This is a genomic window from Rhizobium sp. BK275 (assembly GCF_014193555.1).
In the GTDB taxonomy this organism is placed as follows: Bacteria; Pseudomonadota; Alphaproteobacteria; order Rhizobiales; family Rhizobiaceae; genus Rhizobium.
Genome location: NZ_JACHZL010000004.1, coordinates 79,281 through 96,193, shown reverse-complemented (window position 1 = coordinate 96,193; position 16,913 = coordinate 79,281). Strand labels below are relative to the sequence as shown.

The window sequence follows — 16,913 nt, the reverse complement described above, 5'->3', positions numbered from 1 at the left end:
GCGGTGGACGCACAGCGCCTTGCGCGGAGACCGCGTGAAAGCCGCCCGATGGCGGCAAGGCCGGCCCAATGGAATGAAAATGACCGAAAAGCGTGTGCATCTGGTCTTCAAGACCCATCTCGACATCGGCTTTACGGATCATGCCGAAAAAGTCCGCCGTCAATATCACGAGCGCTTCATCCCGCAGGCGATCGAGACCGGCGCGCATTTCCATGCCGAAAACCCTGAAGAGCCGAAGTTCATCTGGACAACGGGCGCATGGCTGATCTGGGATCATCTGAATTCGCGCTCGCCGGCCGAGGTTGCAGCGCTCGAGCAGGCGATCGAGCGGGGACTCATCCGCTGGCACGGGCTGCCCTTCACCACCCACACGGAGCTGATGTCGTCAGACCTGTTTCGCGCCGGTCTTTCCTATTCGCAGGAGCTCGACCGCCGTTTCGGCAAAAAGACGATTGCGGCGAAGATGACCGACGTTCCCGGCCACACGCTCGGCATGGTGCCTTTGCTGGCCGAGGCCGGCATCCGCTTCCTGCATCTCGGCGTCAACACCGCTTCCCCGCCGCCTGATGTGCCCGATGTTTTCCGCTGGCGCGCGCCAGACGGAGCGGAAGTCGTCGTCATGTACCAGCGCTCCTATGGCGAGACCTATTTCCCCGAAGGTTTCGACGACGGGCTGAGCTTTGCGCATACGCAGGACAATATCGGTCCGCAGAGCGTGCCGCAGACTGCCGAAGCCTATCGCGACATGCGCCGCCATGAGCCTGACGCGATCATCCGCGCGGCGACGCTGGAGGATTATGGTGCGATCCTCTGGGACAAGCGCGAGCGCTTTCCAGTGCTGGAGCTGGAGTTGGGCGACAGCTGGATCCATGGCAGCGCCGCCGATCCCTTGAAGACGGCGAAATTTCTGGCCCTGCAGCGGCTCTATGACCGTTTTGCCGGCGAGGGGCTCAATACGCGGCGGCTCGCCTTTGGGCGCGGGCTTGCCATGGTGGCGGAGCATACGTGCGGGGTGGATATCAAATCCTACCTGCGCGACGACAGGGCCTGGGCAAAAGCCGATTTCAAAACTGCTCGCAAAACGGACTACCGGTTCGCCTATACCGAGGCTTCGTGGGACGAGCAGCGCGGCTATATCGACCAGGCCGTCGCCGAACTCGATGCCGACGACCAGCAGCAGGCACAGGCTGTGCTTGCGGAGCTTTTTGCGCCGTCGCTCGTCGACAGCATGAGCCGTGAAACCCGTCTCAGCACCGGCGGCTGGTCGATCGAGCTGAATGAGGTGACGGGTGATGTCACGGCGCTCACATCACCGCAGGGCCGGCGGATCACCGGCCGTGCTGGCTCTCTGATCGCCTATCGCTATGAGAGTTACGACGCTGCCGACGTCAACAGGCATATGGACAGCTATCTCACTCATCGCCAAGAATGGGCGGTGCTGGATCACGACAAGCCGGGGCTTGGCCGTTCTGGTGCTGCGCTCTCCAAGGTTTTCGTGCCTGATCTTGAGAGTGCCGGCGAGGGAGGGCTTCTGCTGTCCATGCCCACTGAGGCCGTTGAACGCTTCGGCGCACCGCGCCAGCTTGCCGTTGCGTTTTCGGTCGATGGCGATACCTTGCAACTGCGACTTACGCTGCGCGACAAGCCGGCGAACCGCATGCCGGAGGCAAGTTTCCTTTCCTTTACGCCCGAGGATACAAAGGGCTGGGCTTTCAGGAAGATGGGTCTCTGGCACCCATCCGGAAATTTTGCCAGATCCGGTGGAGCGCAGCTTCAGGCCGTGACGGCAGTCCGTGGCGACTTCGAGGATGCTGGAGGGGATGCCGGGGCGCTCGTCATCAAGCCCCTAGACACGCCGCTGGTCGCGCCGCAGAGCTGGGATTTCATGAGTTTCTGCAAAGGTTTACCGGATTTTGAAGAGGGAATCCGCTTCAACCTGCAAAACAATAAATGGGGAACCAATTTCCCGATGTGGTGGGAAGGCGATCTCTCGGCCCGTTTCCGGGTCAGTTTGGAATAGCCGTGCGTTCAACCGGCCCGCGACACCTTTTGGCGTTGGTAGCCGAGAGCGGCCGGCCTGCGTGGTTTCGGCGCTTTCGGGCGAAATTTGACGAGGACTTCATTGCCATCCGTCGAGGCACGAGTGCGCTCCAGCCTCTCTCGTTCGGCCGTTGCCTGGAGCCAATGTTCGGCGTCGCGGCCGTGCGGCCTGCCTTCCGCTTCCCAGATTGCATAGGCTCGCTTGCATATCCACTCATGCCGGGAGGTGTTGCTCATCGTTCCGTCCTTCTTGCGCCGATCTTTTTCCCCCGATCGATTCCACACGATCAGCCTTCCGCCAAAGGCGGTACCTCAAGCTGATCTTGTAGAAGGAGCCGACGATGCCGGCATTTCGAAGGGGGCCGCATGGCGTTTTGCCATGCTCACCGGAAGAACGATTTCACCTGAGATGTGTTCCCGACATATTCGGTGAAATTTCGCTTCAGGAGGCCGTAGAGGCAGGAGCGGTCATTCAGGGCGTGACCGCTCGCTGTTGGCTTCGTCGTGTTTGACGTTCCAGTCCTTATGCGACCTCTGGCCGGGCGGTGTGCGATGGATGGTGGCATCATCGGAATGGGTGATGTCGCGCGGCTTGGCGCTGGAGACGCCGTTGTTGCGGCGGCCCTCGTCCGAACGGGCGAACTGTCCTTCGGCATCTTTGCGGATTTTGTCTTTGCCGTTCACGATCCTGACCTACTCGCGGATACGGTCGGGCTGAACTGGCGGACGGCGCTTGGCCGCCATCAACAAGTCCAGCTCGACGGAAGACGGACCGAAACGCGTGAAGAGGCTTTCGGCCTGTTCGTTCTTGAGGCCGTATTTGGTGGCGAATTCGTGAAGACTATAGGGGCGGCCACGCAGGGTGCGGCTGCGTCGTTCAGGTTGGTGAATTTGCGTCATTGCTGATCTCCCCAGACTGCTTGCTGGGGAAAAACCGGTCAGCGCCTTAAAGGTTCCAAAATCGGCCTTTCCGATGCCGTCTACAGGCGAAGCCGCTGTTTGAGCCTGTCCCAGCAACAAAAAATGCCGGCAAGTCTCAATGAATTTCAATCGGTTAGAACTTGCCGCGAGCAGTGCGCTCAGAAATGGCTTTATCACGCCTGTGTTACTCTATAAAATGAATCGTGTATCCGGTCCGAAGGAGGAGCCGAGCTGTTGTTTCCGCGTCGATCCGGACCGGGTCTTGAGGAAGCTGGCTTAATCCACAGAGGAGACAGACATGATGAATGCACTGCCGCCACTTCACAACGGACATGCACCGTTTACCCTGCAGCAGCTCTTCCGCGAGGCGCTTTACGCCTATGAGGAATGGGACAGCGAATTGACGGAGCCGATCGTTACCTATGAAGGCAGGGTCATCCCGATCAGCTTCGTTTTCGAAGCCATGCGCGAATGCACCGATATCGTCCCGGCCAATATCGTCAGCGCCGTCACCGAACGGTTGACCAAGCCCTGGGAAGGCGAGGGACCGTTGGACCAGATGACCTTTTCCACGGCGGCGCGCGTGCTGCGCGTTCTGGTGCGCAAGCGCCTTCTTGCCAATGGTACGCCTGATATCGCAGCACTTTCGACGCGCGCATCCGAAGGCGAACCGCGCGAATAGCCCTACAGGATCGCGGCATTGGCCGCGATCCTCTCCCATTCGGGAACCGTGCTCATTTCCAGCCGTTGAAACAGGCAGAGAAGGAATGAGCACCATGTTGAAATCCATCCTGCAAGAAATCATCGGATCCGGCGTCCGCAAGCCTCATCTGCCGCGATCGCTGGAACAGTTCCTGGGCGAGAAGAATATCTTGATCGTCTTTGCCGACGCCGAGGACGACAGGCCGATCATTCAGGACGAATTGCTGCGCAAATCGCAGATGCGGCTGATCGAAGACGATATCGAGGTCTTCACCATTGCCGGCGGCGGTGCATTCTCCCTATTCGAGGATGGACATGACCTTGATGCCGACGATGTGCGCGAACAGCTTCAGGGGCCGCTCAGCGGCGAATTCGGGTTTGTGCTGATCGGCACGGACGGCAAGGTCAAGCTGCGCTCCAGCGAACCGATGAGCGCGGAGGAAATCAGCCGCGCCGCCGATATCCATTCACCAGGCCACTGATCTCTCAGAGTTCGAATGCTTCCTTGAGGCCGAGGCTCTTGCGTTCGCGCAGGTCGAGATCAGCCTCGATATGGGCGATATGGTGCAGCATCAGATGGCAGGCGCGGTCGAGTTCCTTGCGTTCGATCGCCTCGATGATGTCCCCGTGCTCGACATGGCCGCAGCTTGAGACCGTCGATTGCCCGTAAAGCGCGATCACCAGGGATGAGCGGGCGACCAGCTCTTCCATGAAGCGCTGCATGATCGCATTACCGGATATAGCCGCGAGCGTCAGGTGGAAATCGCCCGAGGCCTTGATCTCTGCCCGTCTTGCCGTCTGGCCGCGTTCGCTCATCAGCCGGCCTTCCTCCAAAAGCAATTGCTTCAGGTGCTGGATATCGGATGGTGTGATGCGGGCGGCAGCTTCCCGCAGGATGCCGGGCTCGACCAATCGGCGGGCGGCAAAAATCTGCCGGGCCTCTTCCGGGGAGGGATACGCGACGAAAGCCCCGCGGTTCTTTTCGACGCTGACGAGACCTTCATAGGATAGCGCCTGCAAGGCAGCGCGCGCCAGCGTGCGGCTGACATTGAAGAGATTGCCGACATCGCTTTCCGACAGTTTCGTGCCGGGGGACAGCCGCCGCTCGACGATCGCGTCCCTGATCGCATCGCGGATCTGCGGGACGCCCGTATCCTGGGCATCGTCTTGGCTCATGGCGCTGGCGGCAGATTTCATGAAATCGGTTTCCTTGATGTCAGTAAAACCATAGCCGTCTTCGTCTCAAAAGTTAAACGGATTTTGTGAGCAGAATTTAGTCAGAATTGTATACGATTTTCTGCACGAATTGAGCACGAAAGCCCATTTTGTGTGCAGCGCGAAAAATGTCCGCTCTTTCGCCAGGGGGCATTGTGTCATGAAAAATTCATGATTTGCAAGGGTTTGGAATGCGCCCATTAAATTGGCACGGCAGATGCATCGTCATTCTCGAACAGAGGAAGACACGATGTCGAAAGCGGCAGAGATCGATATAGCATCCGTTTCCAAGGTCTATGGCGCGACCACCGCAGTGCATGCCATCAGCCTTAAAATCCCGGCAGGTTCCTATTGCTGCTTCCTGGGTCCTTCAGGCTGCGGCAAGACCTCGACGCTGCGCATGATCGCCGGTCACGAGACCATTTCATCGGGCGATGTCCGCCTCGGCAACGTCGTCGTCACCGATTTCCCGCCGGCAAAGCGCGGCACGGCGATGATGTTCCAGTCCTACGCGCTGTTTCCCCATCTCGACCTTATCGACAATGTTGCTTTCAGCCTGAAGATGAAGGGTGTCGACAAGGACGAACGTCGCGCCAAGGCGCTCGACATGCTGAAGCTCATGCAGATGGATGGCTATGCAGCCCGCCGACCGGCGCAGCTTTCGGGCGGCCAGCAGCAGCGCGTGGCGCTGGCGCGTGCGCTGATTACCGATCCGGAAGCTTTGCTGCTCGACGAGCCGCTCTCCGCGCTCGACCCGTTCCTGAAGATCCGCATGCGGGCGGAGCTGAAGAAGCTGCAGAAGACGCTCGGCATCACGTTCGTGCATGTGACGCACAGCCAGGAAGAGGCGATGGCGCTCGCCGACCTGATCGTCATCATGAATGACGGGCGCATCGAACAGGCCGCTGCACCGCGCGACGTTTTCGAGAAGCCGGCAACTGCCTTCGTTGCGCGTTTCATGGGCGATCATAACGTGCTCTCCGGCCGGGTGACATCGAGCGAGAACGGCGTTGTCGTGATGCAGGTGCCGGAGGGGCAGAGCTTTTCCGTGCGCGGGACCGGCAGGGAGATCGGCGAGCCCATCGATATCGGCATCCGCACCGACCGCGTGCGCCTCCAGGTGGCGACCGAATGGACCCTCGGCTTCAACGGTATCGTCTCCAACATCGAATATCGCGGCTCCTCGGTGAAGATCACCGTGTTCGGAGCCGGAAGCGACGACTTCACCGTCATCGCAAGTGACAGCGACTATTTCGCAAAGCCGGTCTCGGTCGGCGATGCGGTGTCTCTGAGTTGGGCTCTGGAGGACGCCGTCCTCCTCGGCCGCGTTTCCGCGTGACCTTCAGCATCAAAAAAAGGGGAACTGCCATGACGACTGAAACGAAAACCACGACTAAAGCGGAAAAGGGTATTTCCCGCCGCTCGCTCCTGAAGACGGGTGCTGCCGCCGTCGGCGCCATTGCCGGCTCGGGCGCCATCACCGGCTTCCCAACCATCTGGGCGCAGACGAACATCACGCTTCGCCAGTTCGGCACCGGCGTTTCGAACATCAATGCGATCGCCGAGAAGTGCAAAGCCGATCTCGGCATCACGCTGGAGATGACGGCGACCGATTCCGATGCCGCTGCCCAGCGCGCCGTCACCCAGCCCGACAGCTACGACATTGCCGATATCGAATACTGGATCCTGAAAAAGGTCTATCCGGCCGGCGTCATCCAGCCGATGGATGTGAAGAAGCTGAAATATTACGACCAGGTCGTGCCGCTCTTCAAGAACGGCAAGCTGAAGCCAGACAGCGTCATTGCCCAGGGCACGGCGCCGCACACCGTTGGCTATGTCGAAAGCAAGGATGCCAAGACTTTCGCCAAGGGGGAGACCGAGCTCTTCACCATGATGCCGACGATCTACAATGCCGATACGCTCGGCATTCGCCCCGACCTCGTCGGCCGCGAGATCACCACCTGGGCTGATATCATGGATCCGAAGTTCAAGGGCAAGACCTCGATCCTCAACATCCCGTCGATCGGCATCATGGACGCCGCGATGATCATGGAAGCTCTGGGCAACATCAAATATGCCGACAAGGGCAACATGACCAAGGCGGAGATCGACAAGACGATCGAGTTCCTGATCAAGGCAAAGCAGGACGGCCAATTCCGCGCCTTCTGGAAGAGCTTCGACGAATCGGTCAACCTGATGGCATCGGGCGAAGTCGTCATCCAGTCCATGTGGTCGCCGGCCGTCGCCGCCGTCCGCTCCAAGGGCATTGCCTGCAAATATCAGCCGCTCAAGGAAGGCTATCGTTCATGGGGTGGCGGTCTCGGCCTCGCCGCGCACCTCAAGGGCGCGCAGCTCGACGCCGCCTACGAGTATATCAATTGGTACACCTCTGGCTGGGTCGGCGGCTATCTCAACCGTCAGGGCTACTACTCCGCTTGCATGGATACGGCCAAGAACTTCATGACGGCAGACGAATGGGGCTATTGGATCGAAGGCAAGGCGGCGCAGGGCGATATCCTTTCGCCGGAAGGCAAGGTCATGGAAAAGGCTGGTGCTGTTCGCGATGGCGGTTCGTTCGAAGAGCGCATGGGTCATGTGGCGTGCTGGAACTCCGTCATGGATGAAGACCGCTACATGGTCCGCCGCTGGAACGAATTCATCGCGGCGTAAAGCTGGGTCGGCGTTTGCCGCTTTCCCCTCCCCAACCCTCCCCACAAGGGGGGAGGGAGCACGGCGAGGGCGCGGCATAAAACTTCCTCCCCTTTGTGGGGAGGGTTGGGGAGGGGTCTTTGACGACCTCTCCTTTCTTCCTTGATGAACGAAAGGACCAGACATGGCCACGATCGCTTCAGAGCAGACGATACCGGCAGCGGAGATGCCCAAACGCGCCTTCCGGCTTGCGCCATGGGCGATCTCCTATCTGCAGGCCACGCCGCTGATCGCCATCCTCGGCTTCTTCTTCATCCTGCCGATCGCCATGATCGCGGTCGTCAGTTTCTGGGATTATGATTTCGCCGGCCTCTATCCCGATTTCCTGACCATGAACTACACCGAGACGCTCGGTTCATGGGTGACGTGGAAGACCTATCTCAACACGCTGAAATTCACTGTCATCGTCTGGGCGCTGACGCTCTTCATCGGCTTCTGGGTCGCCTATTTCCTGGCCTTCCATATCCGCAAGACCTCGACGCAGATGATCCTCTTCCTCGTCTGCACCGTGCCCTTCATGACATCGAACATCATCCGCATGATCTCGTGGATCCCGGTGCTCGGCCGCAATGGCCTCGTCAATTCGGCGCTGGTGCAGATGGGCATCGTACCGCAGCCGGTGGAATGGCTGCTCTATTCGGATTTCGCCGTGGTGCTCGCCATGGTGCATCTCTATACGCTGTTCATGGTGACACCGATCTTCAATACGCTGATGCGCATCGACCGTTCGCTCTTCGAAGCGGCGCGCGATGCCGGTGCTTCCGGCTGGCAGGTTTTGTGGAATGTGGTGATCCCGCTTGCCAAGCCTGGCATGGCGATCGGCACGATCTTCGTTGTCACGCTTGTCATGGCGGATTTTTCCACCGTGCAGGTCATGTCGGGCGGGCAGAGTGCTTCGGTGGCGCTGATGATGAAGAACCAGATGTCGTTGCTGCAATATCCGGCCGCTGCCGCCAATGCGGTCGTGCTGCTGGCAGTGGTGCTCACGATGGTCGCCGCGATTCTGCGCGTCGTCGATATCCGCAGGGAGCTCTGAGATGAATCGCGAAAAACGCTCCTTCGAATTCTATGTGCTGGCACTCTTCTTCGCTGTCTTCGTGCTCTTTCTCTACGGGCCGCTCTCGGCAATTGTCATCCTCTCCTTCCAGGGACCGGATGGCGGCCTGACCTTCCCGCTGAACGGCGTCTCGACGCACTGGTTCTTCAATCTCTTCGAGAAGCAGGCGGTCGGCGATTTCGGCGCGTCCTTCCAGCGCTCCTTCATTCTCGGCCTGATGGTGATGATCGTGACCGTCGTGGTTTCGCTGATGGCCGGCCTTGCCTTCCGCCGGCGGTTTCGCGGCTCATCGGTGCTGTTTTATGCGACAGTCGCAAGCCTCGTCGTGCCCTCGATCATCATCTCGCTTGGTATCGGCGTCGTCTTCCAGCAAGGCGGTTTGCGACCGGCATGGTATTCCTCGGCCTTCGGTGCGCATCTGACCTGGACGCTGCCCTTCGGCGTGCTGATCATGTTCGCCGTCTTCAATCGCTTCTCGCCGGCATACGAGGAGGCGGCTCGCGATCTCGGGGCGACCTCGTGGCAGACATTCCGGCATGTCGTGCTGCCGATGATCGCGCCGAGCCTGATCGGCGTCGGTCTCTTCGGCTTCACGCTTTCCTATGACGAATTCGCCCGCACGCTGATGACGTCAGGCACCTACAACACGCTGCCGCTCGAAATCTACGGCATGACCACGAACGTCACGACGCCGGTGCTCTATGCGCTCGGCACGGTCACGACGCTCTTCTCCTTCACCATCATTCTCGTCGCGCTCGGCATCATGATGATGCTCGGCCGGCGGCAGGCAAAGACCCGCTGACATGCGCATATTGATCGTCAATCCCAATACGACTGCCTCCATGACCGAGAAGGCGGCAACGGCCGGCCGCGCGGTTGCTGCCGCCGGTACGGAGATCATTGCCGCGACCTCGCGCATGGGGCCTGTCTCCATCGAGGGGCATTACGACGGTGCGCTCGCCATCCCCGGCCTGCTGACGGAGCTGAAGGAGCGGCAGGAGGCCGGTTACGATGCGGCGATCGTTGCCTGCTTCGACGATACGGGGCTCGATGCCGCGCGCACCTTCGCTGATGTGCCTGTTCTCGGGCTCTGCGAATCCGCTGTCGCTACCGCAGGCTTCCTTGCCCAGCGCTTCACGGTGGTGACGACGCTGGAGCGTTCCCGGGTGCTGATCGATAATCTCGTGCGCCGTTATGGCATGGGCGGTCGGGCGAAGGTGAGGGCATCGGATATTCCGGTGCTGGAACTGGAAGATGCTGGATCTGGCGCGATCGGCAAGCTGAAGGCGGAAATCGAACGGGCGCTTTCGGAAGATGGTGCGGAGGCGATCGTGCTCGGCTGTGCCGGCATGACGGATCTGGCGCGCGAACTGCAGGATGTCTACGGCGTGCCTGTCATCGATGGGGTCGCGGCTGCCGTGAAGCAGGCGGAAGCGCTGGTCTCGCTCGGCCTTTCCACCAGCAAGCGCGGTTCCTATGCATCGCCGCTGCCCAAACATTTCATGGGCGCGATGAGCGGTTTTGCGCCGATCCGGGCGGCCGGCTGAACATGGTGCGAACACTCGCAATGGTGCATAGCGCCAAGTTTTGACTTTACTTTTCCCCTTCGCGTGAGAATTGTCGCAGCCGATTATCACGTTAGAGGAGAGCCGTGCCATGTCGATCGACGAGGATCTGATCCGTATCGCGGAACAGGAAAAGGCACTGAGCTTCGACGCCTTCGATCTGACGACTGCATGGCAGCTCGGCAAGCTCTTGCAGGAGCTCGCCACCGAACGCGGCCTCGGCATCGCAATCGATATCACACTGCATTCCATGCCGGTCTTCTACGCGGCCTTGCCGGGTGTGACGCCTGACAATGTCAATTGGGTACGCCGCAAGCGCAACATGGTCTTCCGCTATTTCCGCAGCAGCTACGCTTCCGGCCTCAAACTGCAGAAGGAAGGCAAGACGGTCGAGGACAACGGTCTTTCCGGCGCCGACTATGCGCCGCATGGCGGCAGTTTTCCGATCAACGTCAGAGGCACGGGCTGCATCGGCGCCGTCACCGTATCAGGCCTGCCGCAGCGGGACGATCACAACCTCGCAGTCGAAGCCTTGGCGCTGATCCTGGCGAAGGATCTCGATACGCTGCGGCTGGCGTGAATTCTGCCGCATTTCCGACAAATAAAAGCCACGAAAAGCGCAAGATCGCGATCCGTTCCCGGTGACTGACGTATTTCGTGACGATAAGGTGCGCCCGGTTTTGTGACTTGCTGCCGGGACATCATGTTACGTTTGCTCTTTGCCTTTGCTGCCATTGGTTTTAGTCTTTTCCTCACCTCCTGCAATACGCTCTCGAAGGAGGAATGCGTCGCCGCCGACTGGCGGGTGATCGGTGAATCCGACGGCGCTGCCGGCCACGAGCCGCAGGAGCGTTTTGCCGCGCATGCCAAATCCTGCGAGCGGGTGAAGATCGTGCCCGATCAGACGATCTGGTATCAGGGCTATCAGGCGGGTCTCGTGCGTTATTGCACGCCGATGAGCGGCCTGATGCACGGGCAGGCGGGTCACAGCTACTCCAATGTCTGCCCACCGGCGACGGCTGCAGGCTTCCTGCGCGGCTATACGCTTGGGAACCGCCAGTATTCGCTGCAATCACGGCTAAGCTCGCTGCAGAGCGATTACGGATCGAAGGAAGCCGAGATCGACGACCTGTCACGAAAGCTCAAGGATGCGCCTGATGCGGACCGGCACGATATCCGCCGGCGGATGGACGATCTCGAAGACGATTTGCGCCGCATTCGTAGAGAGCAGCGCGACGTTGAGGATGAACTCGATGACGCGAGCGCTGAGGTGCAGTGGTTCCAGCAGAACCCGAACGCAGCGCCGCCGGTCATGCCGGGCTACTGAGGCTTTCGCCTCAAAGCTTGCCGCCGGCCTCGCTGATGCCTTTGGTCAGGCTGCCCGTTGCCGGGAAGAGCGGGATGAGGCAGGCCTGCAGGGCGTGGTAGATGTCGCCCTTGCCGGGGAAGAGCGAGTGTGAGGGCACGAGATCTTCCGTCAGTTCCTCGTGCCAGCCGCCGTTCCTGTGGTCGATGAAGGCGCGTTCGATCACGTTCCAGATCTTGCGGTAGCATTCTTCGTGATAATCGCTCGGCAGGTGCTCGTTGAGGAAGTGCGCAGCAGCAGCACCCTCGCAGGCCGGCCACCAGAGCTTGTTGCGCTTGGCCGGCTTGTCGGCCCAATCGAGCGTGTAGAAGAAGCCGCCCTTGTCATTGTCCCAGCCGAGAGCCATGGATTGCTCGAAGAGGGCTTTGGCTGCATCCGGCATCCAGTCGATCTTCTTACCGCCGAGCGCCCAGAGCTGCAGGATCAGGCGGGTCCATTCCAGCCAGTGGCCCGGCGTCGTGCCGGCCGGGCGGAACATTTCGTTCTGATGATAGTAATCCTTATCGAGGTTCCATTCGGCATCGAAATGTTCGGCGACGCGCCAGTCGACGGAGCCCGCCGAACGGCGGATGACGAGATCGGTAATGCTTTCGGCCTTGGTGAGATAGTCTTGGTCGCCGGTCGCCTCGAAAGCGGCCATCAGCGCTTCGGTGAGGTGCATGTTGGAATTCTGGCCGCGATAGCTGCCGCCATCGAGCGGTTGCCAGTCGGCAGTGAATTCCTCAGCAATCGCGCCGTGCTTGGCTTCCCAGAACCTGGTGTTCAGGACCTCGGTAATATCGGCGAGCATACCGTCGGCCAGCGGATGGCCTGCTATCTTTGCCGAGGAGGCTGCAAGCAGCACGAAGGCGTGACCGTAGCCCTGCTTGTTGGAATCGACAGGACTGTCGTTATTCAGCGACCAGAAGTAACCGCCGTTCTTACGGTCGCGATGGTGGTTCCAGATGTAGTTCATGCCGTGGTCGACCACATCGGCGGCACCCGGGCGGCCGAGAAGCGTGCCGATCGCGAAGCAGTGCACGGCGCGCGAGGCGATATGGAGCGGCCGCACTTGGCCTTCGGCGTCGAGCGGCTTGCCGGCGTTATCGAGATCGTAAAAGCCGCCTTTGGGATTGATGGAATTGTGCTGGAAGAAATCGAAGAGACCGTTGGCCTGCGAAAGCAGCCAGCCGCGATGATAGGCACGGGCGGACCAGTTGCCGAGTGCAGGTGCCATGATACTCCTCCGAATTCGTGCATGATGCCTTATGAAAGGCCTATATAGAGGTCGTGCGAGTCTGTCATCCGCCAAGGCTTGCAATGCCCTAAACCGATAGACATATGTTGACATAAAGATATCTTTATGTGATTTGTCGTTTCTGATCTTATGACGTCAAGGAGCCTTCCCGTGTTTGATAGCCTTTTTGGTCCCGAAGGGGGCAAGCGTGATGGCAGTGAAGTGTTTGCGGCGCTTAAGAAAGCAGCCAGCGAGCGCATCCTCGTTCTTGACGGCGCCATGGGCACGCAGATCCAGGGCCTGGGCTTCGATGAAGACCATTTCCGCGGCTCGCGGTTCATCGGCTGCGTTTGCCATCAGAAGGGCAATAACGACCTCTTGATCCTGTCGCAGCCGGATGCGATCGAGGAAATCCATTATAAATACGCCAAGGCCGGCGCCGATATCCTCGAGACCAACACCTTCTCCTCGACCCGCATCGCGCAGGCCGATTACCAGATGGAAGGCGAGGTCTATGCGCTGAACAAGGAAGGTGCCGAAATCGTGCGCCGTGCTGCCCAGCGTGCGGAGCGCGAGGACGGCAGGCGCCGCTTCGTGGCCGGTGCCATCGGCCCGACGAACCGCACGGCCTCCATCTCGCCCGACGTCAACAATCCTGGCTTCCGCGCCGTTACCTTCGATGACCTGCGCGAAGCCTATGCGGAGCAGATCGACGGCCTGATTGATGGTGGTGCCGATATCATCCTCATCGAGACGATCTTCGACACGCTGAATGCGAAGGCTGCGATCTTTGCCTGCGAGGAGCGCTTCGCGGCCAAGGGCATCCGCCTGCCGGTCATGATTTCGGGCACGATCACCGACCTTTCCGGTCGTACGCTCTCCGGCCAGACGCCGAGCGCCTTCTGGAATTCGGTGCGTCATGCCAATCCCTTCACGATCGGCCTCAACTGCGCGCTCGGCGCCAATGCGATGCGTCCGCATCTGCAGGAGCTTTCGGGCGTCGCCGATACCTTCATCTGCGCCTATCCGAATGCCGGCCTGCCGAACGAATTCGGCCAGTATGACGAGACGCCGGAACTGATGGCGGCGCAGATCGACAGTTTTGCCCGCGAAGGCCTGGTCAATATCGTCGGCGGCTGCTGCGGCTCCACGCCCGAGCATATCCGTGTCATTGCCGAGACGGTTGCCAAGTACAAGCCGCGGCCGATCCCCGAGCATCGCCCCTTCATGTCGCTGTCGGGCCTCGAACCCTTCGAGCTGACTAAGGACATTCCCTTCGTCAATGTTGGCGAGCGTACCAACGTCACCGGTTCGGCCCGCTTCCGCAAGCTGATCACCAATGCCGATTTCACGGCAGCGCTCGATGTCGCCCGCGACCAGGTCGAAAACGGTGCGCAGGTGATCGACATCAACATGGACGAAGGGCTGATCGATTCCGAAAAGGCGATGGTCGAGTTCCTGAATCTGATTGCCGCCGAGCCCGATATCGCCCGCGTGCCTGTCATGATCGACTCGTCGAAGTTTTCGATCATCGAATCCGGCCTGAAGCGCGTTCAGGGCAAGCCGATCGTCAACTCGATCTCGTTGAAGGAAGGCGAGGAGAATTTCCTTGCCCAGGCGCGCCTGTTGCGTAATTACGGGGCGGCCGTGGTCGTCATGGCTTTCGACGAGACGGGCCAGGCCGACAGCTATGAACGCAAGGTCGAGATCTGCACCCGCGCCTACAAGCTGCTCACCGAAAAGGTCGGCTTCCCGCCCGAAGACATCATCTTCGACCCGAACATCTTTGCGGTCGCGACTGGTATCGAAGAGCACAATAATTACGGCGTCGACTTCATCGAGGCGACGCGCACGATCCGCAAGACCATGCCGCTCGTCCATATCTCCGGCGGCGTCTCGAACCTCTCCTTCTCCTTCCGCGGCAACGAGCCGGTGCGTGAGGCGATGCATGCCGTGTTCCTTTACCACGCCATCCAAGCGGGCATGGACATGGGCATCGTCAATGCCGGCCAGCTGGCCGTCTATGACCAGATCGATCCGGAACTGCGCGAGGCCTGCGAAGACGTGGTGCTGAACCGTCGCGCGGATGCGACCGAACGGTTGCTCGAGGTTGCTGAACGCTTCCGGGGCGCTGCCGGCAAGGAAGGCAAGGTACAGGATCTCTCCTGGCGCGAGTGGAGCGTCGAAAAGCGTCTCGAACATGCGCTGGTCAACGGCATTACCGAATATATCGAGGCCGATACCGAGGAAGCCCGTCAGAAGGCGGCGCGCCCGCTGCACGTCATCGAAGGCCCGCTGATGGCGGGCATGAACGTAGTCGGCGATCTCTTTGGTTCGGGCAAGATGTTCCTGCCGCAGGTGGTGAAATCCGCCCGCGTCATGAAGCAGGCCGTTGCCGTTCTTCTTCCTTACATGGAAGAAGAGAAGCGCCAGAATGGCGGCGAGGAACGCAAGTCTGCCGGCAAGATCCTGATGGCGACCGTCAAGGGCGACGTACACGATATCGGCAAGAACATTGTCGGCGTCGTGCTCGCCTGCAACAATTACGAGATCATCGATCTCGGCGTCATGGTTCCGGCAACGAAGATCCTCGAGACGGCTGTCGCCGAGAAGGTCGATGTCATCGGTCTCTCCGGCCTGATTACGCCGTCGCTGGACGAGATGGTGCATGTGGCGGCCGAAATGGAGCGGCAGGGCTTCGACATTCCGCTGTTGATCGGAGGAGCGACGACCAGCCGTGTGCACACGGCCGTCAAGATCCATCCGGGCTACAACAAGGGCCAGTCGATCTATGTGACCGACGCCAGCCGTGCCGTTGGCGTCGTATCCTCGCTGCTCTCGCCCGAGGGGCGCCAGACGTATATCGACGACATCAGGGCTGAATATGCCAAGGTCGCTGCCGCGCATGCGCGCAGCGAAGCAGAGAAGGTACGTCTGCCGTTGTCGCGTGCCCGCGAAAATGCGCAGAAGGTCGACTGGGCCGCCTACAAGCCGACCAAGCCGAGCTTCCTCGGCACCAAGGTGTTCGAAGATTACGATCTGGCCGAGCTTGCCAAGTACATCGACTGGACCCCGTTCTTCCAGACATGGGAACTGCGGGGCCGCTACCCTGCCATTCTCGAAGACGAGAAGCAGGGCGAAGCCGCTCGTGCGCTCTGGAACGACGCCCAGGCGATGCTGAAGAAGATCATCGACGAGAAGTGGTTCCGTCCGCGTGCCGTCATCGGCTTCTGGCCGGCCGGTACCGTCGGTGACGATATCCGCCTCTTCAAGGACGATGCGCGCAGGCAAGAGTTGGCGACGTTCTATACGCTTCGCCAGCAGCTTTCGAAGCGCGACGGCCGCCCGAATGTGGCGCTTTCGGACTTCGTAGCGCCCGTGGACAGCGGCGTGCAGGATTATGTCGGCGGTTTCGTGGTGACGGCAGGCTTCGAGGAGATCGCCATTGCCGAACGTTTCGAGCGTTCGAACGACGATTATTCCTCGATCCTCGTGAAGGCGCTTGCCGACCGCTTCGCCGAAGCTTTCGCCGAATGCATGCATGAGCGCGTGCGTCGCGAATATTGGGGCTACGCCAAGGACGAGCATCTCTCCAACGAGGATCTCATTACGGAGGCCTATGCCGGCATCCGCCCGGCGCCTGGTTACCCGGCCCAGCCTGATCACACCGAGAAGAAGACCCTGTTCGGTCTTCTCGATGCGGAGAAAACTGCCGGTGTGAAGCTGACGGAGAGCTATGCGATGTGGCCTGGCTCGTCGGTCTCCGGCATCTATATCGGCCACCCCGACTCCTACTATTTCGGCGTCGCCAAGGTGGAGCGCGATCAGGTGGAAGACTATTCCAAGCGCAAGGGCATGGAGATATCCGAAGTCGAGCGCTGGCTCGGACCGGTGCTCAACTATGTGCCACGCAAGGCTGACGAGGATATCGAAGACGCGGCTTGATTGCGGAGTCTTTCCAGTCGCTTGAGGCGGCTGGTTGGGGGATTGATTCAATGGATGGAAAGCCGGGACGTGATTCACGTCCCGGCTTTATCTTTTTGATATGCCTCGCATTTATCCGGCCTCTAGATCTTTTGAATTTGATAGCGAAATTGACGGTGGGGTGCTATGCTTAGCCAA

General features: G+C 60.1%; 16 protein-coding genes. 11 read left to right on the top strand and 5 right to left on the bottom strand.

What is annotated here, in order from left to right; translation table 11 throughout:
* Nucleotides 1-79 precede the first annotated feature (79 nt).
* Nucleotides 80-2,020 carry a DUF5054 domain-containing protein gene (locus FHT82_RS13885; RefSeq protein ID WP_183731289.1) on the top strand — a complete coding sequence of 647 codons (1,941 nt, stop codon included), beginning with the start codon at nt 80-82 and terminating at the stop codon, nt 2,018-2,020.
* An 8-nt stretch (nt 2,021-2,028) separates the two neighbouring features.
* On the opposite strand, the gene FHT82_RS13880 is transcribed toward FHT82_RS13885, so the two are convergent.
* The 3 genes from FHT82_RS13880 to FHT82_RS13870 all read right to left on the bottom strand — a co-directional run bounded on the left by FHT82_RS13880 (nt 2,029) and on the right by FHT82_RS13870 (nt 2,940).
* Nucleotides 2,029-2,277 carry a DUF2934 domain-containing protein gene (locus tag FHT82_RS13880; RefSeq protein WP_183731286.1) on the bottom strand — a complete coding sequence of 83 codons (249 nt, stop codon included), beginning with the start codon at nt 2,275-2,277 and terminating at the stop codon, nt 2,029-2,031.
* 231 nt (nt 2,278-2,508) lie between these two features.
* Nucleotides 2,509-2,724 (bottom strand): hypothetical protein, encoded by a 216-nt coding sequence (locus FHT82_RS13875; RefSeq protein WP_183731284.1) that lies wholly within the window; start codon nt 2,722-2,724, stop codon nt 2,509-2,511.
* Between the two features lie 9 nt (nt 2,725-2,733).
* Nucleotides 2,734-2,940 carry a hypothetical protein gene (locus FHT82_RS13870; RefSeq protein WP_183731281.1) on the bottom strand — a complete coding sequence of 69 codons (207 nt, stop codon included), beginning with the start codon at nt 2,938-2,940 and terminating at the stop codon, nt 2,734-2,736.
* Nucleotides 2,941-3,259: 319 nt separating this feature from the next.
* Here FHT82_RS13870 and FHT82_RS13865 point away from each other — a divergent pair, with 319 nt between their 5' ends.
* Nucleotides 3,260-3,643 carry a hypothetical protein gene (locus FHT82_RS13865; protein WP_183731278.1) on the top strand — a complete coding sequence of 128 codons (384 nt, stop codon included), beginning with the start codon at nt 3,260-3,262 and terminating at the stop codon, nt 3,641-3,643.
* A 94-nt stretch (nt 3,644-3,737) separates the two neighbouring features.
* Nucleotides 3,738-4,145 carry a DUF4174 domain-containing protein gene (locus FHT82_RS13860; RefSeq protein ID WP_183731275.1) on the top strand — a complete coding sequence of 136 codons (408 nt, stop codon included), beginning with the start codon at nt 3,738-3,740 and terminating at the stop codon, nt 4,143-4,145.
* A 4-nt stretch (nt 4,146-4,149) separates the two neighbouring features.
* Here FHT82_RS13860 and FHT82_RS13855 read toward each other — a convergent pair whose 3' ends face one another.
* The gene (locus FHT82_RS13855) at nt 4,150-4,860 is read right to left on the bottom strand and encodes a GntR family transcriptional regulator (protein ID WP_183731272.1); all 711 of its coding nucleotides are present in this window, start codon (nt 4,858-4,860) and stop codon (nt 4,150-4,152) included.
* 268 nt (nt 4,861-5,128) lie between these two features.
* On the opposite strand from FHT82_RS13855, the gene FHT82_RS13850 reads away from it, so the two are divergent.
* The 7 genes from FHT82_RS13850 to FHT82_RS13820 all read left to right on the top strand — a co-directional run bounded on the left by FHT82_RS13850 (nt 5,129) and on the right by FHT82_RS13820 (nt 11,536).
* Entirely contained in the window at nt 5,129-6,217 is a 1,089-nt protein-coding gene (locus FHT82_RS13850) for an ABC transporter ATP-binding protein (protein WP_183731269.1), read from the top strand.
* A 29-nt stretch (nt 6,218-6,246) separates the two neighbouring features.
* Nucleotides 6,247-7,548 (top strand): PotD/PotF family extracellular solute-binding protein, encoded by a 1,302-nt coding sequence (locus FHT82_RS13845; protein ID WP_183731266.1) that lies wholly within the window; start codon nt 6,247-6,249, stop codon nt 7,546-7,548.
* Between the two features lie 163 nt (nt 7,549-7,711).
* Complete coding sequence (locus tag FHT82_RS13840; protein WP_183731263.1) at nt 7,712-8,623, top strand: ABC transporter permease; 912 nt, start codon at nt 7,712-7,714, stop codon at nt 8,621-8,623.
* A gap of 1 nt (nt 8,624) precedes the next feature.
* On the top strand, nt 8,625-9,446 hold the full coding sequence (locus tag FHT82_RS13835) for an ABC transporter permease (RefSeq protein WP_183731260.1): 822 nt from the start codon (nt 8,625-8,627) through the stop codon (nt 9,444-9,446).
* A 1-nt stretch (nt 9,447) separates the two neighbouring features.
* Nucleotides 9,448-10,191: an aspartate/glutamate racemase family protein gene (locus FHT82_RS13830; protein ID WP_183731257.1), complete on the top strand. Its 744-nt coding sequence runs from the start codon at nt 9,448-9,450 to the stop codon at nt 10,189-10,191.
* Between the two features lie 109 nt (nt 10,192-10,300).
* Nucleotides 10,301-10,789, top strand: coding sequence for a heme-degrading domain-containing protein (locus tag FHT82_RS13825; protein WP_183731254.1), 489 nt, complete (start codon nt 10,301-10,303; stop codon nt 10,787-10,789).
* Between the two features lie 123 nt (nt 10,790-10,912).
* Nucleotides 10,913-11,536, top strand: coding sequence for a DUF2799 domain-containing protein (locus tag FHT82_RS13820; protein WP_183731251.1), 624 nt, complete (start codon nt 10,913-10,915; stop codon nt 11,534-11,536).
* Nucleotides 11,537-11,546: 10 nt separating this feature from the next.
* Here FHT82_RS13820 and FHT82_RS13815 read toward each other — a convergent pair whose 3' ends face one another.
* Nucleotides 11,547-12,791, bottom strand: a complete 1,245-nt coding sequence (locus FHT82_RS13815) for an AGE family epimerase/isomerase (protein WP_183731249.1) — start codon at nt 12,789-12,791, stop codon at nt 11,547-11,549.
* A 171-nt stretch (nt 12,792-12,962) separates the two neighbouring features.
* Here FHT82_RS13815 and metH point away from each other — a divergent pair, with 171 nt between their 5' ends.
* Nucleotides 12,963-16,736 (top strand): methionine synthase, encoded by a 3,774-nt coding sequence (gene metH / locus FHT82_RS13810; RefSeq protein WP_183731246.1) that lies wholly within the window; start codon nt 12,963-12,965, stop codon nt 16,734-16,736.
* Nucleotides 16,737-16,913 lie beyond the last annotated feature (177 nt).